The sequence below is a fragment of the Pseudomonas sp. PvP001 genome, from assembly GCF_040546375.1.
GTDB lineage: Bacteria > Pseudomonadota > Gammaproteobacteria > Pseudomonadales > Pseudomonadaceae > Aquipseudomonas > Aquipseudomonas coleopterorum.
The window spans coordinates 3,568,087-3,592,500 of sequence record NZ_JBEPNQ010000001.1; the positions used below are offsets into that span (position 1 = coordinate 3,568,087).

Consider the following 24,414-nt stretch of genomic DNA (forward strand, 5'->3'; position numbering starts at 1 on the left):
TTGGCTAGGCGTTCTTCAGGCACTTGAGGTTGGCGAAGTCCTCGCGCAATTCACCCAGCTTGCGCTCGATGCGCGTGCGCTGTTCCGGTGTACTGTCGGCGGCCAGCCCCACCATCAGGTCAATGGCAGCCTGCTCGGTGCGCGCATAGGCGACCTTGTATTGCGGGGTCCATACCGTTTCACGCTGCTGCAGCAATTGCGCGATCCGTGCCGGGAATTCGGCGGATTGACGTTGCTGCAGGGCGGCCAGCAACTGGTTCTGCCAATGCTCGCGGTTGTCGATCCATTCCCGGTTCTGCGCGCCCAAGCTTTGCGACCAGGCCTGCACCCGTTGCTGCTGCGCATCGGTGAGGTTGCCGAACCACGGGGTGAGACGCTTGTTCATGCGTTTGGCGCGCTCGTCGATCTGCGTCTGCAGCGGCGGCTCCACGTATTCCTTGCGGCGCTTGGCCAGGTCGTCGCTCAACGACTGCTGCAACGCGCGGACCTGATTGTCGTCCAGGCCCTGCAGCAGTTCCACCGCCGACGGCGTCACCTGCACGGCAATCGCCGAGATCGCCTGCTTCGCCTCGGCCGTGCGTTCGCGCAACGCCGGCGCCGTCACCTGTTGCTCGGCGACCATGCGCTGGACCTTGTCCAGCCACTGCAGGTTGTCGGCCAGTTGCGTAGTGCAGTGCCAGCGCAGGTGCTCCTTGAGGCGCTCGTCGAACCAGCTCTTCTGCTCGCGATTCATGTCCAGGTAGTCGTTCATCGACCAGGGAATGATCACATCCAGATTGCGGTAGGCCAGATCCACCCGCGTGCAGCCACCGAACAGCAGACACAGGCCCAGCAGCATCCAGCAGTGCAACAGGCGACGAGACAGAAGATTCATGGCGGCGGTCCGTGCGATGGCGTTGTTGTGGTTATAGAGCCATGCCGGTGCGTGCGGTTCAGCACGATGTGGAAAAACCCGAGGTCAGAAAAACGCGTGCTGGGCCTTGAGCATGAACATGCTGTCGCACTGGCCATTCTGACCGGAGTAAGCGGCGCAATTGGCCCCGCTCAGGTCCGAACCGCTGTAGATGAAATCCAGATCGAAACTGCCGATGGGCCGTGACATCTGCAGCGACCAGTCATTGAACGCGCGCACTTCCTGCCCTTCGCCGATGGTGAAGGGAGTCGAGAGCTGATGGTTGCTGACTTTCATGGTAAAGCCCACATCCAGCAGCGGCAGACCGCCAAGGTCCGCGAACAGCGTGCTGTTCTGGCCGTCGGGCGTATTGTTGAAGGCGGCACCGAAGCGCCGGTCCAGCACCCGCAGACCGGCATAGAGCGCATGGGTCGAGGGCGCATCCACTTCCGGATAGCTGTACTGGATCACGCCGACTTCATAACCCAGGGAGTTGTCGAACGGATGCTTGTAGCCCAGGTAGGAGTCGACCTCCAGATTGCTGGAAGAGGCCAATCCCATGTTGGGCGACCACTGGCCGAAATACACCCCACTGTCGTGGGTCAGATCCAGTCCGCCGTGGAACGAACTGCCGGTACTGGGCTGGACCAGGCCCGCAGCCATGCTGCGCGACGGTGTGGTGCCGAGCTTGAGGTTGAAATCGCCGATGTCACGCTGGATGACCTGGGCGTAGAGAGAAGGGTGGACCGCAAGTCCGGCTATCAATAACCAGCTGGGTCTGAGCATGCCTACCTCCAGTAAGCCTGGACGGCCCGATCTAGAAGGCTGCAAGCATACCGCTCAGGGGCGATGCGAAGCTGCCATTCGTCGATTCGAGGGGGATAAGGGTGATGCGGGGAGTCACACAACGCGGAAGTTTTGCCCGGCGCAATGGCCGGGCTGCAAACTTACTTTTTGCCCAGGCTGATGTGCTTGGACGGGGTGAAGGTCTGGCCGCTCACGCCTTTGGCAATCTGCTGGATCTCGCCACCGGACTTGAGAAACGCGGCAATCTGTTCGTTGATCGATTCGCTGGTTTCAACGGCGGGGGCGGGCTTGACTTTGCTGTTGGATGCTTTAACGCGCATGGCTGCCATTAACCTGTCAAAAATTAATATGGCCAGGCATTGTACATGATTTATCCATTCCCGGCTGACCGCACGGACCAGTGGTGCCGATCGATGCCGCTACAGCCCTTTGAAATCAAGGATCTGGCGCGCCAACTACCTGGGCGCCAACGGCGCATCGGGCGCCTTGCGCAGCGAGCCGAAGGGTTCTCGGGTAGAATGCCCAGCCAGGTGACGAGGAATATTCGAAATGGCTTTAGTCGGGCGCTACAACGCATTGCAAGTGGTTAAACACACGGACTTCGGTCTGTATCTGGATGGCGGCGCGGACGGCGAGATCCTGCTGCCCAACCGCTACATCCCCAAGGATATTCCCAGCGAAGACGAAGACTGGCTGAACGTCTTCGTGTACCTGGACAGCGAAGACAAGCTGCTGGCCACCACCGAAAAGCCCAAGGTGCAGGTCGGCGAGTTCGCCAGCCTCAAGGTCGTTGAAATCAACAGCATCGGAGTCTTCCTCGACTGGGGCCTGCCCAAGGACCTGCTCCTGCCGTTTTCCGAAGAAAAGCGCCAGATGAAAGCCGGCGAGTACTGCGTCGTGCACGTGTACCTGGACAAGCGCACCCGCCGCATCACTGCCACCGCGCGCCTGGACCGCTATCTGGACAAAGTGCCGCCGGCCTATCAGGTGGGTCAGGAAGTCGATCTGCTGGTGGTCGAAGAAACCGACATGGGCTTCAAGGCCATCATCAACAACGCCCACTGGGGCTTGATCCACAAGAACGAAGTGTTCAAGTTCCTGCGCTCGGGCAAGCAGGAGAAGGGCTACATCAAGGAACTGCGCAGCGACGGCAAGATCGCCCTGAGCCTGCAGCCTGTCGGTGCCCAGCTGGCCAGCAGCCTGAACGCCCAGATCCTCGACAAGCTGCGCGCCAACCAGGGCACGTTGCCGGTCAGCGACAAGAGCGATCCGCAACTGATCAGCGACCTGTTCGGCGTGAGCAAGGGCAACTTCAAGAAAGCCATCGGCGCCCTGTACAAGGACGGCCAGATCGTCATCCACGCCGACCGCATCGAACTGGTCTGATGCCCGTTGCGCAGCCCGCTGTCAGGGCTGCAGGAACGGCGCGAAGCCGACGCCGCTGCCGGCGGGGCGTACGTCCTTGAGAAACGAATCCTTGTCGGCGCTCAGTTCCAGGCTGACCGTCGACTTGCGCTTGCCGGCGTTGCGCACCACCAGGCCTTCGATGTGCTCGCGCAGGAAGGCGGTCGTCACTTTCACGTGCAGCAATTGATCGCTAGAAGGGGTGTGCAGCAGCAGGTGAATCCATTCGTACTGGCCGATCTGCAGGCGGGCCACCGGAATGTCGAACCACCAGATGTTGCGCTTGGGGTCCAGCAAGGCGAAATGGCAGTTGTTGACGCCGAGCACCGCGCCACCCAGTTCCTTGTTGCGACGGGCGATGGCTTGGGGTTTGTCGAGTTTCATGAAAATTCCTACTGGTATGACGCTTCGGCGCACTGACCGAATCCGACCGGCATTCTGCGGGCAAATCGCTGGAACATAAAGCACCGGCCTACCATCGACGCCTGCCAGATGACCGCGGCGTCTTTTGCCGCGCAAAATAATTTGAAACTCTGGCGACCCGCCGTCGGTCAATTCCTGTGTCGAGACAAGACATTCCTAAATGACCAGGAGACTTATCATGAGCGGCACTTCAGACAAGATCAAAGGCGTGGCCAACGAAGCCGTTGGTAACATCAAGCAAGGCGTCGGCAAGGTCACCGGTAACGAAGAACTGCAGGTCAAAGGTGCAGTTCAAGAGAAGAAAGGCGAAGCACAGCAAGTCGAAGGCGACGTGAAAAATGCCGTCAAAGACACTGTGAAAAAACCCTGAGGTAGAGTGTTCTCTGCCTGAATGAGGTTTACCAACGGTCATCTATCGATGGCCGTTGTGCTATTAGGCAGACACGGACGTACATACTCTGCCTGTCGTTTTTCCTGCGGCTTTGCGGTAGAAAGCCGGCTCCGAGCTGCCGGGCCGCAACACGCCTTGCTGCGGTTGCCTGATCCAATCATGTTCTGCACCCACCCAGGCGGCGTATTCGAAGGTTGAGTGGCGCAAGGAGACGCTATGCTATTTCCCCACATGCATAACCTGCCTTTCATGAAGGTCATGGTTCGTACGGTCAAGGAATTCGTCGACGACGAAATGCCGACCTATGCTTCGGCACTGGCTTACCAGATGCTGTTTTCGCTGTTCCCCTTTCTGCTCTTCCTGATCGCCCTGATCGGTTTCCTGCATTTACCCGATTTCTTTACCTGGATGCGCCTGCAAGCCGATCTGGTCCTGCCTCCCCAGGCGCTGGAGCAAGTCAATCCGGTCATCGACCAGTTGCAGCAGTCCAAGGGCGGCTTGCTTTCCATCGGTATCGTGGTTGCGCTGTGGACCGCCTCGGCAGGCGTGCGCCTGACCATGAGCGCGATGAACGCCGCCTACGATGTGGTCGAGGAGCGTCCGGCCTGGAAACGCATTCCGCTGTCGATTTTCTACACCATCGGTTTGGCCGGCATGCTGTTGTGCGTGGCGGCCCTGATGGTCACCGGCCCGCAGGTCATGCAATGGCTGGCCGGGCAGATCGGCATGGAAGACTTCATCGTCACCCTGTGGACCATCCTGCGCTGGCCGCTGATCGTCATCCTGCTGATGATTGCCGTGGCAGTGATCTACTACGTGATGCCGGACGTGAAGCAGGAATTCCGCTTCATCACGCCCGGCTCCATGCTCGCGGTGGTGGTCTGGATCGTAGCCTCCCTAGGCTTTGCCTATTACGTGAAAACCTTTGCCGACTACAACGCCATGTACGGCAGCATCGGCGCGATCATCGTGTTGCTCCTGTATTTCTATATCTCTTCGGCCGTGCTGTTGTCTGGGCGCCGAGATGAATGCGGTGATCGAACACATGTCGGCCGAGGGCAAGGACAAGGGCGCCAAGGACCCGGACGAACAGGCTCCGGCGGTGGACCAGACGGCAACCGAGCCCAGTGGTGAAAAGGATTTGCGCCCGGAACCTGCCACACCGTCCACAGTGGTTCCTCGCCCGCAACCCTGAGTCGATGCTGTCAGGCGGTAGCCGCCTCGGCCCTTACCAGGGCCAGCAAGTCCTTGCTGGCCCTGTAGCGTTCGAGGCGTTGAGCCAACTCGGATGGCGGCGCGACAGCCTCATCGAAGCCAGCTCGTCGATAGTAATCGCGCAGCTCAGGTGCGCAGAACAACCATACCGGTCCACCCAGTGCGGCCTGAGCCGCATTGAACAGACCTTGGCCGTAGCCTTTGTTGCGATGCTCGATTGCCACATGAAGCCCGGTCAGCCAATGACCGCCGGATACCGGCAGAAAACTCGCCCCTGCGATGATCTCGCCATCCTTTGCCACCCACCAGCGCGCATTGCCGACACTGCGCATTCGGCTTCTTTGCAACTTGTAGAACTTGTCCAGCAGCGGTCGTGCCTGGGGCGGAAGCTCGATGAATTCCACGCAAATGTGTCCTGCTATTACCAAAGCGTCCGGTTTACCCGATCGCGGGAAAAATTGCTTCGTGACGGCACCGACGCTGTAGTAAGGTCCGGGCCTCTTTTTATGACGGAGATGCGCTGTGCAGCAGCCGATTCGCAATCCACTCTATCTGGCCGGCCTGATCACGCCCCTCTGGCTGGCCGCCGTGCTCATCGTGGCCGGCAGCCTCTACCCCGGCTACAGCCATATCGATCAGGCCATGGGCCTGCTGGGCGCCGTCGATGCGCCCACCCATACGCTGTGGTCCTGGCTCGGTCACTTCCCGCTGGGCGTGCTGCTGATTGCGTTCGGCATCGGCCTTTACGCTCGCCATGCCCATCTGCGCCTGGCGCGGCTGAGCGCTTCGCTGATCATCGTGCACGGTCTTGCCAGCCTGGCCGCTGGCTATTTTTCCTGTGATAGCGGTTGTTCGCTGCAGTACCCGTCGATGCAGCAGAACCTGCACACCATCGCCAGCGTGATCATGTCCGCAAGCCTGTTGCTGGCCAGTGCGTTGTGGATTTTCGTGGCACGCCGCGAAGGCCGCAAGGGGCTTGTCTGGCTGTCCCTGGTGTGCAGCCTGTTCGCTTTGGGCTGCCTGCCGTGGATGGCAGCTGCCATGGACGTGGGCCGTGGTTTCGGGCTGTTCCAGCGGGTCAATTACTTCGCCTCGCTGTTGTGGGTCGCCGGGCTGGCCTGGGCACTGTTCAAGGACGACCGCAGCGGGCAGCTCTGAATGGCTCAGGTCATCAAGGTGATCCAGATGGCCGCACCGCCGATCAGTGTGACCATGCTGCCCAGGCCGAGCACCCCGGTCACGTCGGCCGGAAAGCATGCACGACTGATCCCTTCGACACGGCAGCGGTAACGGCGGCGCTGGCTCATCCAGATCGCCAGCGCCACCATCAGCGTCAGGGCAATCAGGGCCCCGGCAAAACGGCCGTGGTGGGGCATCCAGCGCAGAAAGAACAGGCTCGCCACCAGCATCGCCAGCAGCGTCCTTCCCCAGGCCAGCAAGGTGCGTTCGGGCTGCAGGCCTTCATCCTGATGGCCTGCCTGAGGCAGGCTCATCGCAATACTACAAAGGCAATCAAGGCTGCCGTGACCAGGGCACCGCCAATCGACAGCAACGGCACCAGCAGCGGAATGGGCAAGGGTTGCTTGTGCCGCATGGCCCGCTCCACGTTCAGCCAGCGCAGGCTGGCGCTGGCACTGAGCAGCATGCCCAGCAGCAACAGGATGACCGCCAGGGTCTTGCGAAACTCGGGCGCGAAGACGTCCGCGGTGAACGCCTCGACGGCGATGCCACCGGCCATCAGCGCCAATGCCGTACGGATCCAGGCCAGAAAGGTGCGCTCGTTGGCCAGGGTGAAGCGGGGGTCGGGCTCGCTGCCGCCTTTGAGCAGGCGCAGCTGTCGCGCGCTTCGCTCGCCGTGCTGAGGGGGGATCCCGGGGTCAGGTCTCGCCATGTGGTTGCCAGGCAGGGTGTGGAAGTAGGGCGATGCTACCACCGTCGCCCGTCGGGCCGTGCACTTTCATCCGCGCAGGCGCTCGAACGGCAACGGCTCAGGCGGCGGTAACCACGGGCAGGTGGAAGACGAATTCGGTACCGTCTTCATCGCTGGAGCTCACCTCCAGTCGGCCGTCGTGGGCCAATGCAATCTGATAGGCGATGTACAAGCCCAGCCCAAGGCCGCCGCGCGGGCTGCGCACGCTGGGCCGAGCGAATGGCTTGAACAGTTGCGCCCGCACATTTTCGGCGATCGCAGGCCCCTGGTTATGCACCGCGAGCGTGAACTCCTGATTGGACAGGCGACCGCTGACGCGCACATCGCTGTCCGGCGCGCCGTGAATGATGGCGTTGGACACCAGGTTCGAGAGCAACTGGCCAATGCGCTCCTTGTCGCATAGCACGCCCTGCAAATCGTCGACATCCATCGAGATGACCCGCTCGGGGTGGATGCGCTGCAGCTCCGAGACCACATGCTCCAGGCTGCGCGTGAGGTCGGCATCGGGTTGCAGGTCGACCACGATACCGGCGCCCAATCGCCCGCGAGCGAAGTCCAGAACGTCCTCGATCAGTTGCGAGGCGCGGCGCGCACTGGTCTGGATATGCTTGACGATGCCCACGCTGCGCTCATCGGCGACCCGTCGCTGCAACAGCTCGGCGCCAGCGTTGATGGCGAACAGCGGGTTGCGCAGGTCGTGGCCCAGCACGGCGATGAACTGATCGCGCAGGTCGGCCATTTCCCGCTCCTCCAGCAGCGCAGTGGCCGTGCGCTGGTGTCGCTCCTCGTTCTCCATCTGCAGCGACAGCAAGCGCGCGAACGACGCCATCATCGGCTCGATACTGGTGCCCCTGAGGCGGGTGGGCCGCGGATCGAGCGCACAGATCGTGCCGAAGAAGCTGCCGTCGGCCCGGAAGACGGGCGTGGCAATGTAGCTTTCGAAACGATAGAGGCGTGGCGTCGGGTGATTGCAATACACCTCGTCCTCGCTGACCTTGTCGATGATCACGGTCTGATGGCTGGTGCGGATCTCTTGACACAAGGTCGTGGTCACGTCCAGCCCGTCGCCGACTTCCAGGCCCAACCCGATATTGTCGAGCACCGCGCAGGTGGTCCAGGCATTTTCGGTCACGCGGGCAACGGCGGCGAAGCGCAAGCCTGTGGTTTCGCAGATGACCTGCAATATGGAAGGGACCGCGTCGATGCGCGCGATGGTGGCTATGTCGGCTGCTGCAGTCGTGCCCATGAGGTGTCCACTGTGGTTGCGCGGGCCGGGACCATTGACGGTCGTGTCCGGGCGATGCCCCGATTCTAACGAGGCGTTCGGGGCCTGTAAAAAAATGTTGGACAGCCTGTCGATCAGCGGGCCGTGCAAACCTGCTTGATGCCCTTGTCGTGACCTGCGCACGTCAGTCTGTTGCTGAAGCAGCGGTGCCAATGCTGCCCGCTCCATGGCCTCACCGAGGTAAAGGCCCTGGACTTCCGCACAGCGGTCGTCCTGCAGGCTACGCAGCTGTTGCTCGGTGTCGACACCCGCGCCGATCACCCTCACGCCCATGGCTCGCCCCAGGTCGATGATGCCTCGCACCAGTCCGCGATCCTGTGGGCTGCTCGCCAGGCCGGCGACGAAGCGTGGGTCGATCTTCACGGCATCGAACGGGTAAATGCGCAAATACCCCAACGAACAGTAACCGCTGCCGAACTCATCGAGGATCAGGCCGACGCCCGCTTCATTCAAGGCGGTGAGGGCCGTCATCGCGCCGTCGGCACAGCCCAGCATGACCTGCTCGGCCACCTGCACCTGCAAGCGATTGGCCGGCAGGCGGCTGTCGGTCAACGCATCGCGTACGGCGCGGGGCGCATCGCCACGGCTGAAATGCGCCGGCGCCAGACTCACCGACACTGCAATCGACTGCGGCCAGTGGCGCGCCGCCGCGCAGGCCTCGCGCAGCAGCCAGCGCTCGATGGCGACGATCAGGTCACTGCGCTCGGCAAGGGGCAGAAAGACGTCCGCAGCGAGCAACCCTTCGACTGGGTGCTGCCAACGCAACAGTGCCTCGACCGCAACCACGCGAGCACCGTCGGCGCTGTATCTGGGCTGGAAGTGCAGCAGCAGTTGTTCGTGCTGGAGGGCGGAGCGCAGATCGGTTTCCAGTTGCCAAAGGCAGTTCTGTCGGTCGAGTGCGGGCGCGAAAGGCTGCCAATGACCGGGACCTTCAGCCTGGGCCTCGCGCAAAGCGATCTGCGCGCAACCGATCCATTCGCGGGCGTCTCCCCGGCTGGGATGATCATGGACCACGCCGATGTTCACACCCACCTGCAATTGCTTCACGCCATGCACGATAGGTCGCTGGAGATTGTCGATCAGACGCTGGCAGAAATGCCCGATCTCGGTCATCTCGTCGATGCTGGCGAGCACGATCATGAATTGCCCATCCCGCAGACGAGTCACCAGATCATTGCTGCGTGTGCTGTCGCGAAGACGACTGGCGACCGTGCGCAGGATGCAGTCGCGCGCAGGTTCACCCAAGGTTCCGCCCAAGGCCTCGAAACCAGCCAGGTCCAGCAGCAACAGGGTCAATGGCACAGGACGAAGACGATCGGCCAGCGTCTGATCGAGAAACCGCGTCAAGGCATGCTCGTCCCCCAGCCCTGTCACGGCATCGTGGGTCGAGCGATGAGCGAGCTGGGCCTGGGCGCCGACCTGATCGGTGATGTCCAGCACCGTGCCGCGGTAGCCTGCAATCTGTCCATCACGCACGATGGGGCAGGCGACGATGCGACTGTGGCGGGTCTGGCCGATGCTGTCGCGATAGCTGCAGCGCAGATGCCCGACACCTGACGAGCCGTCACCCAGCTGCTGCAGCCACTGGCCAGCCGGGAGGGTTTCGCACTGCAGCAGCAGCTCGACAGGCTGGCCCAGCCACACGTCGCGCGCCAACCCGGTTGCGGTGGTGAAGCTTGCGGAAAGATAGCTGACACGCAAAAACGCGTCGGTTTCCCATATCCAGTCCGAAGAGGCGTCGGCCAACGCACGCAGGCGTTCATCGCTGCACCGCAGGGCCGCGTATTCATGCTGCAACCGAGCATGGTCCTGATCGATGTCACGCAAGCTGCGCAAGGTCTTGCGCAACAGTGCACCGGAAAAGATCAGCACGGCCAGTAGCAGCGCAGCAAGCGTCGGCAGCGACATGGACCACCAGGGTTCGCCACCCGGCGGCGAAGCCTGCACGGGCAAGCCAGCGCCGGCATCGTCGAGCGAGATCACGGGCCGGCCACTGTTTTCGCCCAGGTCTCGCTCCACGCTGGCAGACTGGGTTGCAGTTGTCTGGGCCGATAAGCCATTGGCAGGCTCCGACGCAGTGGGAATACCGAGTACGGCACCGCCGATGATCAGCACACAGGCAAGAATGGGCAGAACGAACGCCAGCACCAGAACCCGGGTGTGGCGTGAGTAGCGTGAGGCATTGGCGGCATCAACAGCATTCATGGGCAGCGGTCCCTGCGAACAGATATTTCCGGGTCCCATCTGGACGTGTGACTTCGGGCCATGGTTCCCCTCGAACGACCAGGTGCCGGTCGCCGGAATCCGGCCCGCCGATCGGGGCGGAACTCTCACTTCGCACGGCAGGCCGAAAGCGTATGCTGTAGCACGCACCTTTCAACCCGAGGGCTGCATGAAAATTCCACTGCTTTTCGGAGTGCTTGCACTTATGACGTCGTTTTCGCCCAATGCCGAAGAACTGCCCGCCTCGTTGCGCGAGGACGGCCAGTATCGCAATCAGGTGGTCCTGCCCAAGGACGGCTTCATGAAGAAACTGCGCATCGGCATCAAGTACCTGCTGCTGAGCAAGCCAGCCGGCACCCGCCCGCAGGCGCCGCTGCCGGTCGAGCAACTGTCGCGCGACCAACTGCTGGCGGCGCCGGACTACAGCCTCTGGCGGTTGGGGCACTCCACCGTGCTGCTGAAGATGGGCGGCGAGTTTCTGCTGACCGATCCGGTGTTTTCAGAACGGGCCTCCCCGGTGCAGTGGGCCGGGCCTCTGCGCTTTCACCAACCACCGATCAGCATTGCCGACCTGCCGCCGATCAAGGCGGTTATCCTGTCCCACGACCATTATGACCATCTGGACGAACACGCGATCAAGGCGCTGGCAGGCAAGAGCGAGTATTTCCTGACCACCTTGGGCGTAGGTGACCGATTGCTCGAGTGGGGCGTACCGGCCAGCAAGGTTCGCCAATTGGACTGGTGGCAAGAAACCCAGGTCGGCGGCCTGCGTCTGGTGGCGACGCCCGCGCAGCATTTCTCGGGCCGTAGCCTGTTCGACAGCAACAGCACGCTGTGGGCGTCGTGGGTGATCATCGACCAGGACTTTCGTCTGTTCTTCAGCGGCGATACCGGTTATTTCCCAGGCTTCAAACAGATCGGCGAGCGTTTCGGCCCGTTCGACCTGACCCTGATGGAGACCGGCGCCTACAACGTCGCCTGGCCGAACGTGCACATGCAGCCCGAAGAAACGCTGCAGGCGCACCTGGATGTACGCGGCAAGACCCTGCTGCCGGTGCACAACGGCACCTTCGACCTTTCGATCCATGACTGGCACGAACCCTTCGACCGCATCAGCGCGCTTGCCCAGGCCAAGGGCGTGCCGTTGAGCACGCCGCGCATGGGAGAGCGCATCGATCTGCGTCATCCTCGACTCGGCGAGCACTGGTGGGAGCAGGTCGATTCCCCGGCTCCCGCGGTCACACCTTGACCGGTCAGGGCATCAGACGTCGGCGTTGGGTTCCTTGCGCGACTTGCCCTTGCCGTCATCCTTGGGTGGCAGATCGCTTTCGCTTCTGATCTGCGCATGGGCGATCAGGGCGAAGATGAAGCTGCCGCCAATGATGTTGCCTGCCAGGGTCGGTGCCGCGAAATCGAGCCAGAAGGCCTTCCAGTCCAGCTCGCCAGCCCACACCAGGTAGGACACCTCTGCCGAGCCCACCACGATGTGGGTGAAATCGCCCAGCGCCATCAGGTAAGTGACGAGGATGATGATCCACATCTTCGCGCTTTCCTGCGACGGGATCATCCAGACCATGGTGGCGATCATCCAACCGGAGATGATGCCCTTGGAAAACATCTGCGACAGGTCGTTTTCCATGACCTTGCGCCCGATTTCGAGAAAGGCCTCGTCGGTCTTGGTATCGAAGATCGGCAAATGCAGCATGACGTAGGACACCAGCAAGGTCCCCATCAGGTTACCGACCAGCACCACGCCCCAGAGTTTGAACAGCCGTCCGAAATTGCCCAGGCTCGGCTTGCTCATGACCGGCAGTACGGCGGTCAGGGTGTTCTCGGTGAACAGTTGCTGACGCGCCAGGATCACCGCAAGAAAGCCTGCCGAATAGCCCAGGCTGGCGATGACTTTACTTGCCTCGCCTGCGGGCAGACGGGAGTTGAACAGTCCCATGGCCATCAGCGACAGGCCCATGGTCAGGCCGGCGGCCAGGGCCGACCAGAACAGGGCGGCTACGGTACGCTCCAGTTCATGGTCGCCCTGTATGCGTATGGTTTCATGCAACACCGCCGCGCGGGGCGGCTGGTTCTCATGGACCTCTTCTTTTTCGTCGGCCGACAGGCCAGGCGTCTTGCCGTCTTCTTCAGGGGCATCAAGGCGGGGTTCGTGCTTTTCCATGGAGGTTCCTGCGAATGCGGTGGCGCGCGTGCCGGGTGCACGGCTGCCACAGCACAGACCTTCAGGGCACTGAATAAGTTGCGTCACCGCCCGCCAGACGTCGTCTACAGGCCGAATACCTCGCGCAGCGCCTTGGCATACGCCTGGCTGCCCAGGGTCATGCTGTTGTTGTGCGTACCACCGGGCACCAGGAGCAACCGCTTGGGTTCGGCCGCGGCATCGAACAGTTCCTGGCTGAAACGCGGCGGCACATAACGGTCGTCCAGGCCATGAACGATCAGCACCGGAATCTTGATATCACCGATCTTGTCGATGGAATCGAATTTCTCCGACATGATCCAGCGCACCGGCAGCGAAGTGTTGGCCACTGCCGCTGCTGCAGCAGCCAGGTCGGTGAAGGTCGACTCCACGATCAGCCCGGCAGCCTTTGGCTCACTGCCCTCGGCCAGATGCTCTGCCAGATCCACCGCGATCGCACCTCCCAGCGAATGACCATAGATGAAGCGTCGCTCGGCTTCGGGCTGCAACTGCACCAGGCGTTCCCAGGCAGCCTGGGCGTCCTGGTACACGGTGCGCTCGGACGGCAGGTCGCCAGGGCTTTCGCCGAACCCGCGGTAATCGATGGCCAGTACCGAAAAACCCAGTTCGCGCAGCTGGCTGATGCGTCGCACCTGTGCGGTCAGGTTCCAGCGTGTGCCGTGCAGATACAGCACCGCCGGTGCATCGGCGCGCGGCGCCGGCCACCACCAGGCGTGCAGGTATTGAGTGCTGCTCAGGGCCTTTTCCACTGGAATCTGCAATTCGGTGACGCCCGAAGGCAAGCCTGCGTACCAACTGGCCGTGCCTGGCTCGATGTTGAACAGCAGCTGCCGCTCTTTGTAGGCCAGTTGCGAACAACCGTAGGGCAGGCCGACACCGATCGCCAGCGCCAGCAGCAGAAAGGGAAGCCAGCGCCGGCGACGGGGCGCGGTGGTAGGTGTTGCCATGCATGCGAACTCCAAGCGGGTCTTTGTACTGGACCTGAACCGGCCCGATGCTGTTCCCACGCGAATTGGTTTCAAGTGGTGTCAGCGCTGGTGTAGGCAGCCACCCGGTTGCCATCGGCAGGGCGATCTTCTACTGTCCATCGACTACCGATGATCGCGCCGCCGTCGCAGGCGGCGTTTCAATAAAAAGGACAACACATGAAAATCGTGATGGTAGGGGAGGCCGCAACACATCGCGACGCGCTCTCCACAGCCCTGGATTCCCCGGCACAGTTCATCGCGCTGCCCCGCGAGGCCCACGAATCGGACGCCTGGGACGATCAGATCGAAGGTGCCGACGTGCTGGTCTCGATGCGTTTCCAGCGCAGTGGTCCGACTCCGGCCTTTCGTTTGCTGCACGTGCCCGGTGCCGGGCTGGATGGCATCGATTTCACCGCGCTGCCCGCCGGCGCAACCGTCTGCAATGTGTTCGAGCATGAAATTCCCATGGCCGAATACGCCTTGGCCTGCATGCTCGAACACCAGGTCGAACTGGCGGCCCTGCGAGCTCGCTTCAGTACCGAGCAATGGACGCACGCCTACCTGAAGCGCCAACCGCGCGGCGAGCTGTTCGGCAAGACCGTGGTCATCGTCGGCTTCGGCCGCATCGGCCACGCCGTTGCCAGCCGAGCCCAGGCGTTCGGCCTGCACGTCATCGCCATTTCCGCACGCGCCAAAGCTGGACGAGTGGACGGCCCGATGGATGAAGCGTACACACCCGCTGAACTTGACCAGGTGCTGCCCCGTGCCGATTTCGTCATCCTGACCTGCCCGTTGGACGAACGTACCCGCGGTTCCTTCGCGGTCGCCCAATTCGCTGCGATGCGCTCCGATGCCGTACTGATCAACATCGCCCGCGCCGCCGTGGTCGACCCCCATGCCCTGTACCACGCCCTGCGCGACAACCTCATCGCCAAGGCCTACCTGGACGTCTGGTACCGCTACCCCAGCGGCGACACCGACCTGGTCGCGCCAGCCGACTACCGCTTCGAAGACCTGCCCAATGCCTACTGCACGCCCCACGCCTCCGGCTGGACACAGGGCCTCTTCGAACGGCGCTACGCCTTCATCGCCGCCAACATCAACCGCCTGCACCAAGGCCAGCCCCTCCAGAACGTCGTTACAAACCCCAATCGCGTCTAACACCCGACGCAGCGACACACCCGGCCCTGTAGCAGCGGCGCAAGCCGCGTCCAGCCACACCTTAATCTCCCTGAACCACCGCACCTGCTTCCCACATACGCCTCAAACCCTTCCTACACTCCACCCCCCCAGTCCCTCTGCCTGGACTCACCACGGCTTCGCACACTGACGCCTCTTCAATCTGACCGACAAGGACTGTCGTTATGACCATTGGCTCCTCTCACAACCATCCCGCCGACCTCGCGGCCACCTTGCAAACCGCCGCCAGCGTGCCTTGGGCCGCCCGCTTTCCCAACCCTCCGGATCTGTGTTTCGACTATCGCCGCCTGCTTGAGCAACCTGGCGGCACTGCTCGCGGCGGTAACGCACAACACCGCATCTGCATCATTGGCGCGGGCGTCGCAGGCCTGGTGGCAGCCCGTGAGTTGCTGCGCTGCGGCTTCGAACGCATCACCTTGATCGAGCAGTCGCGCCGCCTCGGCGGACGTCATCTGACCGTGCACCCGGACGGTCCGCAATCCACAGCGCCCTCCACGCCTTTCGAAATGGGCGCCATGCGCATGCCCTTTTTCAATCGCACGGGCGAGGCACCCGCGCAGGGCCGCTCATTGATGGCGTACTACGCCGGGCTGTACGACCTCAAAACCTCGGACTTCCCGAATCCCGGCACGCCCTTCGTGCGCTCCACTGGTATTTATCTGCGCGAAGGTCAACTGATGGGGGAGGGCGAACCTCGGTTGCTGGTCTGGAACAATCCAGAGGGCAGCACGCCACCGCCCACCGCCGCGTTGCAGGCCGTCTACCAGAAATGGAAGCTGTTCGCCGAGCGGATGGCAACGCAGGTCGCCGCCGTATTCGGCAGCCAAGCGTGGCCGGCCCTGTGGTCTGCCATCGTCACGCGCTACCAGCATGTGTCATTCCGTGAGCTGGTCCGCTCTGCAGCCATCACCTCCTGGGATCCCGACAACCCCGGAGACTTCGGCGGGCTGGGCATGTCGGCCGACGAGTCTTCGATTTTCTACGCCATCGGCATCGGCGACGGCAGTTGGGGCGCCTTCTACGACGTCTGCAGCCTGTACCCGTTACGCACCGCGATCTTCGGCTTCAGCAGTCACCTGCAACTGGTGCATGGCCGCGTCGATGGCCAAGGCAACCCGCTACCAGCTCCTTTCCAAGGCGAGCAAGCCGTGACCGACTCCAAGGGCGTGGCGTTCGCCACACCTCGCTACCTGGGTCTGGCCGCGCTGGATGAGTGCCTGATGTTCATGCCCTTGGAAGAGGGCGTTGCTTCGCCTTACGAGCGATTGCGCCAGCAGCCTGCCGGCCTGATCACCGACAGCCCCGTGAACCGCCTCACCCGACTGGCCGATGGCAGCATCGAAGTCGGCTACCGCTGGCATCAGAGCGACGCATTGGCCAGCCGGCAAATGACGGAGCAGTTCGACTCGGTCATCGTCACGGTGCCCTCCTGGATCCTCGAAACACGAATCCAGGTGGAGGGCTTCACCCCAACCATGCTCCCCCAGAACACCATCAATGCCTACAAGACCGCGCACTGGGAAACCAGCTGCAAAGTCTACGCCCCGCTGAAGAAAACCTTTCTCTCGGCTCATCGCGACATTCCCCAGATCCTCGTCACCGACAGTTTCGTACACGACGTCTATGCCTATCGCTACAACGACAACTATGCCTACGACTGCATCCTGCTCAGCTACACCTGGGAGGACGATGCGACCAAGCTGGCGGCTTTCAGCGATGCCGAGCTGGTCGACAAGTGCATTCGCGAGCTGGACCGCATCCTGCTGCGCTGCAGCAATGTCGGGTCGCGCATTTCCCCGTTCATCGACACCGCCAACGCCCGGGTGCAGCGCTGGGTCACGGACCGCAATGCCCTGGGCTGCGCCAAGCTCTACCGCGCCGGCGCCTACCAGGACGCGGTCGGCCTGATGAGCTACAACCGCGACTACAGCGCACGGTCCGGGCTGTACTTCGCCGGTGAGTCCTTTTCGGTCGACGCCGGCGCTGGACCGAACCGGCCATGCGCGGGGCCGTCGATGCGGTGATCAACCTCTGCGCCAACCAAGGTGCAGCGTTCAACGGTGGATTCGACCTGGCCCATTACCCTCGGTATGGCGTCGAGCCCTGAATTCGACTGCGGTCGTAGGCGTATTGAACGGCTTTGTACGGTCAGCCGGATTACTCCTACACCAGCTTGGGAATCGTCTTGTTTTTTGATCCAGACGAATGCGTTTCCATGCGCAGGCAATCCAAAAACAACAAAAAGGTGCCTCCATGTCCTCTGCTTCCGCTATCAGCCCCGTGCGGGTCGCTGTCGTTCAGTTCGATCCGCAATGTGGTCTCGACCATCGCTCGTTCAACCTCTCCCATAGCCTGCATCTGGCTCAGCGCGCCGTAGCCGGGGGTGCCCAACTGATCGTGCTGCCGGAACTGGCCAACACCGGCTACGCCTACCGCAACCGCGAAGAAGCGTTCGCATTGGCGGAAACGGTCCCCGAAGGTCCCAGCGCCCAGGCCTGGATCGATTTCGCCCGTGAACATCAGGTCTATCTCGCCGCAGGTCTGGCAGAGCGCGATGGTCACAAGCTCTACGACTGCGCCGTGCTGGTCGGCCCGGACGGTTTCATTGGCAAGTACCGCAAGGCGCATCTGTGGAACCTGGAAAAGCTCTGGTTCAGCCCCGGCGACCTCGGTTTCCCCGTGTTCGAAACGCCCATCGGGCGCATCGGCCTGATGATCTGCTGGGACGTCTGGTTCCCCGAAGTGCCCCGTCTGCTCAGCCTGCAAGGCGCGGACATCATCTGCAGCCTGAACAACTGGGTCTGGACCCCACCACCGCTGTTCGACGAAACCGGCAAATGCATGGCCTCTTACCTGACCATCACCGCCGCCCACGTCAACAACACCTTCATCGCCGCCGCCAATCGCATCGGTACCGACCGTGGCGATCGCTTCCTCGGCTGCTCGTTGATAGCCGGAACCAACGGTTGGCCACTCAGCGAGGTGGCCGGCGCCGAAGAGGAAACTATCCTCTTCGCCGACATCGACCTGGTCTCGGCGCGCAGCGCTCCGATCTGGAACAGCCTCAACGACCTGCCACGCGACCGTCGGGTCGACCTGTACGGCTCGATGCTGGGCTACGACCGCCATGCCGCGCTGCCGCGCTGAGGAGGGATGCCCATGGACACCTCTCTGCACGACACACCAACGCGCGCATCCAGCGGGACCCTGACAGGTTTGCTGTTGCTGTCACTGGCGGTCACGCTGACCGTGATCAGCGGCAAGTTGCTGGCCGTCGACGCGCTGTGGCCCGGCTATGGCGACATGATGGCTAACCTCCACCATCCGGCGGCCTGGTGGCGCTGGATAGTCGGCGATATCAGCGAAGTGGCGTTCTACAAGCACGAGTTCGCCTCCATCGGCCTGCTCGCCGGCGCCGGGCTGGGCTGGTGGGCCAATCGCACCGGCAAACGCTGGCAGGGTTTCGCGATCTGCTACGGCACCGGCCTGTGGCCATGGGTGGTGACCAGCTCGCTGCTGGGTCTGGGCCTGGGCAACCTGCTCTGGGGCTGGACGCTGTCGGCCGATACCTGGCAGCCGACCTTCGTCGCCTTCGTTTCCATGCCGGCGGCCACCGTACTGCTGTTCGGCCGTGGCTGGCGTGTGGCGCTGACCGGGGCCATCATGGGCGCCGTGCTGATCACGCCCGCCTGCCTGTTGATCGTCAAATACGTGTGCACCCCGCTGGCCCTGCCGGTGGTGATCGGCAATGTCACCGGCATGGCAGTGGGCAGCGTCATCGGCTTCCTGCTGTGCAAACGCTTCCCGGCCCTGGTGAAGCCCGATGCGACGCCCTCGACAGCGCCACCGGTGGTGGCAGCGACCCCGGACTACGGGGTGCGCTGGACCTTGCGGCGCATTCTTGCCGACTTCTCCGAGGCGCCGTTCTTCGGTAACGAGTGGGCCAGCCTGGGGTTGGTGCTGGGCGCGCTGCTGGCCCTGATGCTCAATCCGGCCAGCCCGTTCTACGGTTCCGGCTGGCTGTTGCAGCTGTTGGCGGCGCAAACCCTGGCCTCGGCCCTGGGCGTGCTCATCTGGCGTCACCAATGGATAGCCCGAGGCTGGTATCCCACCTACATACCTGTGGTCTCGGTAGCCCCCGCCGCGATTCTGGTCCATGGTGGCAGCCTGCCGGTGATCATCCTCAGTGCCGCACTGGGCGCACTGCTGGCGCCGCCACTGGCCGTAGCCATCAGCCAGCGGTTACCGTCCTATATGCATGGTTATATCGGTAACGTGCTGTCCATGGCCATCAGCACCTTGCTCATCCTGCCACTGATCGGCCTGATCATCGGCAGTCCCAACCTCTGACGGAGAACCGCCCATGGCTCTACCCAAACTGTCCGTAGGTGCCCTGGGCGGCACCATCAGCATGCAGGCCCAGCCCACTGGTGCAGGCGTTCAGCCCAGCCTGAGCGGGCAGGGCATGGTGGATCTGCTGCCGGAACTCACCTCGCTGGCCGAGGTTCAGGTGCACACGCTGAATCTGTTGCCCAGCGCCTCCCTGAGTTTCCAGGCGTTACTCGAAGCCCTGGATTGGGCACGTGGTTGCATCGCCGCCGGTTCGGTGGGCGTGGTCATCAGCCAGGGCACCGACACCCTGGAAGAGGCTGCATTCTTTCTCGACCTGCTCTGGGATCTGGATGAACCCCTGGTCCTGACCGGCGCCATGCGCGCGGCATCCCATTGCGGTGCCGACGGCCCGGCCAACCTCCTCGCCGCAGGGCAGGTGGCGCTGGCCGAACGCAGTCGCGGGCGTGGCGTGCTGGTGGTGATCAACGATCAGGTGCACGCCGCATCGCGGGTGCGCAAGGTCGCCGCCTTGGCAATGGATGCTTTCGCCTCGTCGCCCTTCGGCCCGGTCGGACTGATGATCGAAAACCAGGTGCATTACGCAGCCCCGCCCCCGGCTCGCCACTGTCTGCCTTATCCCATTCGAACCGATCACAGCGTGTTGCTCCTGGAAGCGGCCCTGGATGCAGATACCCTGCTGCTCGACAGGGTCGTCGATGTCGGGTATCAAGGCCTGGTCATTGCCGGCTTCGGCGCCGGTCATGTTTCGCAGCGCTGGGCCACCCGCTTGCAGGCCATTGCCCAGCACCTGCCGGTGATAGTCGCTACTCGCACCGGCCAGGGTCCCACCGCCAAGGGCAGCTACGGCTTCGTCGGCGGCGAAATCGATCTGCAAGCCAAGGGTGCGGTCATGGGCAGCTTTCTGTGCCCACGCAAGTGCAGAATCCTGCTTTGGACACTGCTCGGCAGCGGCCAGCAGGGCGACCTGCAAGCCTACCTGGCTCACTTGGGCGACTAGAACGCGGCAGATCCGGGGACATCGTCCACGCTGGCGGCTACAATGCGAGCATTCTTTTGATGACCCGATCGAGCAGACCATGGCCTACAACATCAGCAACGACGCGCTGACCGACGAACAACTGGATTACGTGGAAGAAGTGCTGGGGCAATACGCCAGCGAAACATCGGTCGGCAGCATTTCCGAGCTCGACGGTTTTTTCGCGGCCATCGTTTCAGGTCCACAAGCAATCGCCTTCGACGATTGGTACGCAGCGCTGTGGGGTGGTCCCGATCAACTGCCGGTCTTCAAGGACGACAAGCAGTTCCAGAAATTCTTCGACCTGCTCATTCAGCACATGAACCAGCTGGCCATGCTGTTGGAGGAAGACTTCGAAAACTTCGCGCCGATCTTCAATCTGTTCGACGATGAAGAAGTCGTCAGCGTCGAGGACTGGTGCTACGGCTACGAGCGCGGCGTCGTGGTGGGCGGCAGTTGGCTCGATATGCCCGACCAGGAACAAGACCTGCTCGCGCTGATCACCTTGCACACACAGGGCGTCGACCTGCTCAAGCGCGACGGTTCGGGCGAAGAGCTGGATGCTGAAGAAGCCATGGAAATGATCCAGATGGCCGCGATCCGTCTGCACCAGTACTGGTTCGAGCGGCGCCCGAGCAACACCCCGGTCATCGCCGAAACCAAGGCCGGGCGCAACGATCCCTGCCCGTGCGGCAGCGGCAAGAAATTCAAGCAGTGCTGCCTGCATTGAGGATCGAACACTACGCACCGATTGCAAGTGAGTGATTTTTTTACGATTGACGGCAAATTGCCGTTGACAGCGGCGCGTCAATCCGTAGAATTGCGCGCCACAGCAGGCACGTAGCTCAGTTGGTTAGAGCACCACCTTGACATGGTGGGGGTCGTTGGTTCGAGTCCAATCGCGCCTACCAAACAAATCCGCTCTGCTGGGCGGTGCAGAAGGGCGATCCGAAAGGGTCGCCCTTTTTCGTTTACGCGCAATAGGCTTGCACGCACTTGCCCCAATGGCCTGTGGCGCGCATTATTCCGATCATTTCCTCGACTTGGCCCATTGCATGACTCACAGCCCGGCCCCATCGCCTATCGACGAGTCCGAACGTCTGGCTGCGCTCGAGCATCTGAGTGTGCTGGACAGTCCTCCGGAGCCTGGTTTCGACGATATCGTCCAATTGGCAACGCAACTGTGCGCAACGCCCATTGGCCTGGTGTCGCTGGTGGACCGCGAACGTCAGTGGTTCAAGGCCTGTGTAGGGCTCGACGTTTCCCAGACCCACCGCGATCTGGCGTTCTGTGCCCATGCCATTCTGGCGCCCGATGCCGTGATGATAGTGCCGGACACCCATCTCGACCCGCGCTTCAAGGAGAGCCCGCTCGTCTTGGGCCCGCCCTACATTCGTTTCTATGCCGGCGCGCCGATCATCACACGCCAGGGCTCGGCACTGGGCACCGTCTGCGTCATCGACACCGTGCCGCGCACGCTGGAGGTGTCGCAGTGCAATGCCCTGCAGGCCTTGGCAAGGCAGACCGCAGCACAACTGGAACTCCGCCTGCTTAACGAAGAGCGCGAGAAACAAACCCTTGCCCTGTCCCGTCAGCTGGACAATGTGCTGGGTGAGCACCAGCAAACCCTGTCGACCTTGCGGCATGCCCAACGCATATCCTCGCTGGGTCAGCTCACCGCCGGCATCGCCCACGACTTCAACAATCTGCTGCAAGCGGTCAGTGCCAGCCTGCAAATGACCCGTCTCAAGGCGCGCAAGCCCCTGGAAGTCGAGCGCCTCACCGAGATCGGTTTGCAGGCCGTGCGGCAGGGTGCCCAACTGATCCACCACCTGCTCGCTTTTGCCCGTCGCGAAGAGCCCAGCGTGCACGCGGTGAAGCTCGACGAGCGGATCGAGCACAACAGCGATCTGTTCGGCCGCGCGCTGGGCGCCACTACCCAGGTGCTGCTGGATCTGCAGGCGCCCGCCCAGGCAGTGATGTGCGACGCCCACCAACTGGACGCCGCCTTGCTCAACCTGCTGGTGAATGCCCGCGATGCCCTGCGCGGTGCCGGACAGATTCGAGTTGCGACCTGTCTACGAGCAGTCTGCGGCGACGCCCAGTTGGCCGATGGTGACTACCTTTGCCTGAGCGTTGCCGACGACGGACCAGGCATCCCTGAAGAAGTACTGGCTCAGGTCTTCGAACCCTTCTATACCACCAAGGCCTCAGGGCAGGGCACGGGGCTGGGTTTGTCGCAGGTATACGGATTTGCCTTGAGTGCCGATGGCATCGCACGGATCGAAAGCCGAGCGGGCGAGGGCACCACAGTTACCCTCTGGCTGCGTCGCACGGAAACGGTATAGCCAATCGCTTACACGCGGTGGCTACAATCGCCTCTATTGCGACCTTCACCACAGCAGTATTCTAGCCTCACTAACTGAGACGAAGGATACGACTCAGGGTCAGGGACGACCGGCCATTGCAAGGAAGCTGCTGACAGGATGTTGGAATGGCTAGACAAAAAACCCGCTTCGGCGGGTTTTTTGTTGGCCGCAGTTTTTCTCTCCCGTCGCGGCAGGACTCGTCTGCCGCGATAGGCAGATCAGGTTATTTGCCTGCCACGATCCGCTTGACCATGGCGGCATGCCCAGTCGCATCGCTGGCACGGGATATCACCTGGACGACCGACATGGTCTGGCCCGACCCTGCAACGAAAGTGGTGGTCATGGTTGCACCGCCCCCCATGGTCGCGGTGCTGTCTATCTGCTCCACGCCCAGCTTGCGCAAGGTGATGCGCTTCTCGGCCGTTTTCTTGAAATCAGGCAGTGCTCTTGCCTGCTGGTCGATGAAGCCGGCGGTGGCGCCGGTCAGGAATTCATCGTCGTTGTCGGCGGCATGCCCACCTTTGGGAATGGGCAGTTCGGTGGTCACCACCACACGTTTCTCATTGTCATTCATGTACATCATCCCCTTGGCACCCGCCGCATCGCTTTTCGGATCCGCAGGGGGCAGTGGGTTGACGGTATAGCCAGCTGGCAGGGTAAACATGAATTTGCCATCAAGCGTCTTGACGGTCTGTGTCTTCGGCGCGCTCGGTGCCGGCTTGGCGGCCCAGGCCATATTGGCCAGGCCCAGCGTTAAAGCGAGAAACAGGCAGGTGCGGCGCATTGACGAAACTCCAATAGGGTCAGGAGTGGGATCCTACTCCAGACCCATTGGCTTGAGAACGCGTGTGAACCTTACTTGTCCAGCGCCTGCACCAGCTCGTGAGCGAACCTGACCCGTGCTTCGTTCGGGTAATTCTTGTTGGCTAGCACGACCACGCCGATTTTCTTCGACGGTACAAACGCCACATACCCGCCAAACCCGTTGGTGGCTCCCGTCTTGTTGATCCATACCTCGTCCAGCGGCTGGAGCGGGCTTGTAGGCTGGGTTTTCAGGGCCACTGCGTTGGAGTTGCCTTGCACCAGGGTGTCGAGCGCGACCGGATAGCCGTATTGTTCCCAGATCAGTCCCTGCGTCATGCCGCCTACCCTGAAGTAGCCCTGCTGCGTGGCCTTCAGCGCTTCACGAAGTTTCGCCGGTACCGTCACCGTACCCATCTGTGCCTGCAGGTAGTGAAGCATGTCTCGTGCACTGGACTTGAAACCATAGGCCTCATCGGCCAGTACCGCAGGATTCAGTCGTACGGGCTGATCTTGCTTGTCGTAACCCTGCGCATACAACGGCAACTGGTCGGCGGGTACATCCAGATAGGTATGGGCGAGGCCCAGGCCCGGAAGCAGTGTGTCGTGCACAGCTTGAGCGAAGGAAACATCCATGCTTTTGGCCGCGATCAGTCCGAGCAGGCCGATGCTGGGGTTCGCATAGCTGCGCTGAGTACCTGGTGCATAGCCGGGGCGCCAGTCGCGGAAGTACGTCATCAGCTGTGCGTCGTTGTGAATGTCATCGGGCAGTTGCAGAGGAAATCCGCCAGCGCTGTGAGTGCCCAGGTCGGCCAGTGTCACCCGATCCAGCGTTGTGCCGCGCAAGGCGGGCAGGTACTGACCAGGATGATCGCTCAGTGAGAGCTTGCCAGTGGCTTGCGCGTACGCAGCCAAGGCTGCGGTAA

The 24,414-nt window shown here is 62.3% G+C and carries 22 protein-coding genes, 1 tRNA gene and 3 pseudogenes (1 of these 26 only partly in view); 13 read left to right on the forward strand and 13 right to left on the reverse strand.

Annotation, left to right across the window (positions count from 1 at the left end):
• Window positions 1-4: 4 nt before the first annotated feature.
• From ABMD26_RS16325 to ABMD26_RS16335, 3 genes are all read right to left on the reverse strand, one after another.
• On the reverse strand, window positions 5-874 hold the full coding sequence (locus ABMD26_RS16325; protein WP_420875776.1) for a DUF6279 family lipoprotein: 870 nt from the start codon (window positions 872-874) through the stop codon (window positions 5-7).
• Between the two features lie 84 nt (window positions 875-958).
• Window positions 959-1,678 carry a TorF family putative porin gene (locus tag ABMD26_RS16330; protein WP_049862486.1) on the reverse strand — a complete coding sequence of 240 codons (720 nt, stop codon included), beginning with the start codon at window positions 1,676-1,678 and terminating at the stop codon, window positions 959-961.
• A gap of 161 nt (window positions 1,679-1,839) precedes the next feature.
• On the reverse strand, window positions 1,840-2,028 hold the full coding sequence (locus tag ABMD26_RS16335; protein ID WP_177327984.1) for a PFL_1563 family small protein: 189 nt from the start codon (window positions 2,026-2,028) through the stop codon (window positions 1,840-1,842).
• Window positions 2,029-2,248: 220 nt separating this feature from the next.
• Here ABMD26_RS16335 and ABMD26_RS16340 point away from each other — a divergent pair, with 220 nt between their 5' ends.
• The gene (locus ABMD26_RS16340) at window positions 2,249-3,085 is read left to right on the forward strand and encodes a CvfB family protein (protein WP_049862487.1); all 837 of its coding nucleotides are present in this window, start codon (window positions 2,249-2,251) and stop codon (window positions 3,083-3,085) included.
• A 21-nt stretch (window positions 3,086-3,106) separates the two neighbouring features.
• Here ABMD26_RS16340 and ABMD26_RS16345 read toward each other — a convergent pair whose 3' ends face one another.
• Complete coding sequence (locus tag ABMD26_RS16345) at window positions 3,107-3,487, reverse strand: hypothetical protein (protein ID WP_090359966.1); 381 nt, start codon at window positions 3,485-3,487, stop codon at window positions 3,107-3,109.
• Between the two features lie 217 nt (window positions 3,488-3,704).
• Here ABMD26_RS16345 and ABMD26_RS16350 point away from each other — a divergent pair, with 217 nt between their 5' ends.
• Together ABMD26_RS16350 and ABMD26_RS16355 are read left to right on the forward strand one after the other, a co-directional pair.
• Window positions 3,705-3,896, forward strand: coding sequence for a CsbD family protein (locus ABMD26_RS16350; protein ID WP_049862489.1), 192 nt, complete (start codon window positions 3,705-3,707; stop codon window positions 3,894-3,896).
• Window positions 3,897-4,133: 237 nt separating this feature from the next.
• Window positions 4,134-5,112: pseudogene (locus tag ABMD26_RS16355) on the forward strand (YihY/virulence factor BrkB family protein).
• A 10-nt stretch (window positions 5,113-5,122) separates the two neighbouring features.
• On the opposite strand, the gene ABMD26_RS16360 reads toward ABMD26_RS16355, so the two are convergent.
• Window positions 5,123-5,536, reverse strand: a complete 414-nt coding sequence (locus tag ABMD26_RS16360; RefSeq protein ID WP_354310707.1) for a GNAT family N-acetyltransferase — start codon at window positions 5,534-5,536, stop codon at window positions 5,123-5,125.
• A gap of 118 nt (window positions 5,537-5,654) precedes the next feature.
• Here ABMD26_RS16360 and ABMD26_RS16365 point away from each other — a divergent pair, with 118 nt between their 5' ends.
• Window positions 5,655-6,290 carry a DUF998 domain-containing protein gene (locus ABMD26_RS16365; RefSeq protein WP_134723581.1) on the forward strand — a complete coding sequence of 212 codons (636 nt, stop codon included), beginning with the start codon at window positions 5,655-5,657 and terminating at the stop codon, window positions 6,288-6,290.
• 5 nt (window positions 6,291-6,295) lie between these two features.
• Here ABMD26_RS16365 and ABMD26_RS16370 read toward each other — a convergent pair whose 3' ends face one another.
• The 4 genes and pseudogenes from ABMD26_RS16370 to ABMD26_RS16385 form a co-directional block, all read right to left on the reverse strand.
• Window positions 6,296-6,625, reverse strand: coding sequence for a DUF202 domain-containing protein (locus tag ABMD26_RS16370; protein ID WP_354310710.1), 330 nt, complete (start codon window positions 6,623-6,625; stop codon window positions 6,296-6,298).
• Entirely contained in the window at window positions 6,622-7,023 is a 402-nt protein-coding gene (locus ABMD26_RS16375) for a YidH family protein (RefSeq protein WP_049862492.1), read from the reverse strand. The genes ABMD26_RS16370 and ABMD26_RS16375 overlap by 4 nt, the downstream gene beginning before the upstream one ends.
• Window positions 7,024-7,120: 97 nt before the next feature.
• Window positions 7,121-8,308 (reverse strand): GAF domain-containing sensor histidine kinase, encoded by a 1,188-nt coding sequence (locus tag ABMD26_RS16380; protein WP_320523012.1) that lies wholly within the window; start codon window positions 8,306-8,308, stop codon window positions 7,121-7,123.
• Between the two features lie 222 nt (window positions 8,309-8,530).
• Window positions 8,531-10,591: pseudogene (locus tag ABMD26_RS16385) on the reverse strand (putative bifunctional diguanylate cyclase/phosphodiesterase); the annotation flags it as partial.
• 148 nt (window positions 10,592-10,739) lie between these two features.
• Between ABMD26_RS16385 and ABMD26_RS16390 the strand changes: the two are divergent.
• Entirely contained in the window at window positions 10,740-11,819 is a 1,080-nt protein-coding gene (locus ABMD26_RS16390; RefSeq protein ID WP_134723577.1) for an MBL fold metallo-hydrolase, read from the forward strand.
• Between the two features lie 12 nt (window positions 11,820-11,831).
• On the opposite strand, the gene ABMD26_RS16395 is transcribed toward ABMD26_RS16390, so the two are convergent.
• Together ABMD26_RS16395 and ABMD26_RS16400 are read right to left on the reverse strand one after the other, a co-directional pair.
• The gene (locus tag ABMD26_RS16395) at window positions 11,832-12,743 is read right to left on the reverse strand and encodes a formate/nitrite transporter family protein (RefSeq protein WP_134723576.1); all 912 of its coding nucleotides are present in this window, start codon (window positions 12,741-12,743) and stop codon (window positions 11,832-11,834) included.
• A gap of 104 nt (window positions 12,744-12,847) precedes the next feature.
• The gene (locus tag ABMD26_RS16400) at window positions 12,848-13,729 is read right to left on the reverse strand and encodes an alpha/beta hydrolase (protein WP_134723575.1); all 882 of its coding nucleotides are present in this window, start codon (window positions 13,727-13,729) and stop codon (window positions 12,848-12,850) included.
• Between the two features lie 198 nt (window positions 13,730-13,927).
• On the opposite strand from ABMD26_RS16400, the gene ABMD26_RS16405 reads away from it, so the two are divergent.
• The 8 genes and pseudogenes from ABMD26_RS16405 to ABMD26_RS16440 all read left to right on the forward strand — a co-directional run bounded on the left by ABMD26_RS16405 (window position 13,928) and on the right by ABMD26_RS16440 (window position 22,666).
• On the forward strand, window positions 13,928-14,911 hold the full coding sequence (locus ABMD26_RS16405) for a 2-hydroxyacid dehydrogenase (RefSeq protein WP_354310714.1): 984 nt from the start codon (window positions 13,928-13,930) through the stop codon (window positions 14,909-14,911).
• Window positions 14,912-15,114: 203 nt separating this feature from the next.
• Window positions 15,115-17,057, forward strand: a pseudogene (locus ABMD26_RS16410) (flavin monoamine oxidase family protein).
• Window positions 17,058-17,203: 146 nt separating this feature from the next.
• On the forward strand, window positions 17,204-18,097 hold the full coding sequence (locus ABMD26_RS16415) for a nitrilase family protein (protein WP_354310716.1): 894 nt from the start codon (window positions 17,204-17,206) through the stop codon (window positions 18,095-18,097).
• Between the two features lie 12 nt (window positions 18,098-18,109).
• Window positions 18,110-19,300 (forward strand): hypothetical protein, encoded by a 1,191-nt coding sequence (locus ABMD26_RS16420; protein ID WP_354310718.1) that lies wholly within the window; start codon window positions 18,110-18,112, stop codon window positions 19,298-19,300.
• Between the two features lie 13 nt (window positions 19,301-19,313).
• Window positions 19,314-20,300 carry an asparaginase gene (locus tag ABMD26_RS16425; RefSeq protein WP_354310720.1) on the forward strand — a complete coding sequence of 329 codons (987 nt, stop codon included), beginning with the start codon at window positions 19,314-19,316 and terminating at the stop codon, window positions 20,298-20,300.
• A gap of 79 nt (window positions 20,301-20,379) precedes the next feature.
• Window positions 20,380-21,048, forward strand: coding sequence for a UPF0149 family protein (locus ABMD26_RS16430; RefSeq protein WP_049862503.1), 669 nt, complete (start codon window positions 20,380-20,382; stop codon window positions 21,046-21,048).
• A 104-nt stretch (window positions 21,049-21,152) separates the two neighbouring features.
• Window positions 21,153-21,229 (forward strand) — tRNA-Val (locus tag ABMD26_RS16435).
• Window positions 21,230-21,373: 144 nt separating this feature from the next.
• Window positions 21,374-22,666, forward strand: coding sequence for a sensor histidine kinase (locus ABMD26_RS16440; RefSeq protein WP_354310723.1), 1,293 nt, complete (start codon window positions 21,374-21,376; stop codon window positions 22,664-22,666).
• A 244-nt stretch (window positions 22,667-22,910) separates the two neighbouring features.
• Here ABMD26_RS16440 and ABMD26_RS16445 read toward each other — a convergent pair whose 3' ends face one another.
• Window positions 22,911-23,471, reverse strand: a complete 561-nt coding sequence (locus ABMD26_RS16445) for a DcrB/PsbP domain-containing protein (RefSeq protein ID WP_192001080.1) — start codon at window positions 23,469-23,471, stop codon at window positions 22,911-22,913.
• A 71-nt stretch (window positions 23,472-23,542) separates the two neighbouring features.
• Window positions 23,543-24,414 carry the 3' portion of a class C beta-lactamase gene (gene ampC / locus ABMD26_RS16450; RefSeq protein ID WP_354310725.1) on the reverse strand. 277 nt of this gene lie beyond the right edge of the window, so the window shows 872 of its 1,149 coding nt (coding positions 278-1,149); its start codon lies off the right edge, out of view; its stop codon occupies window positions 23,543-23,545.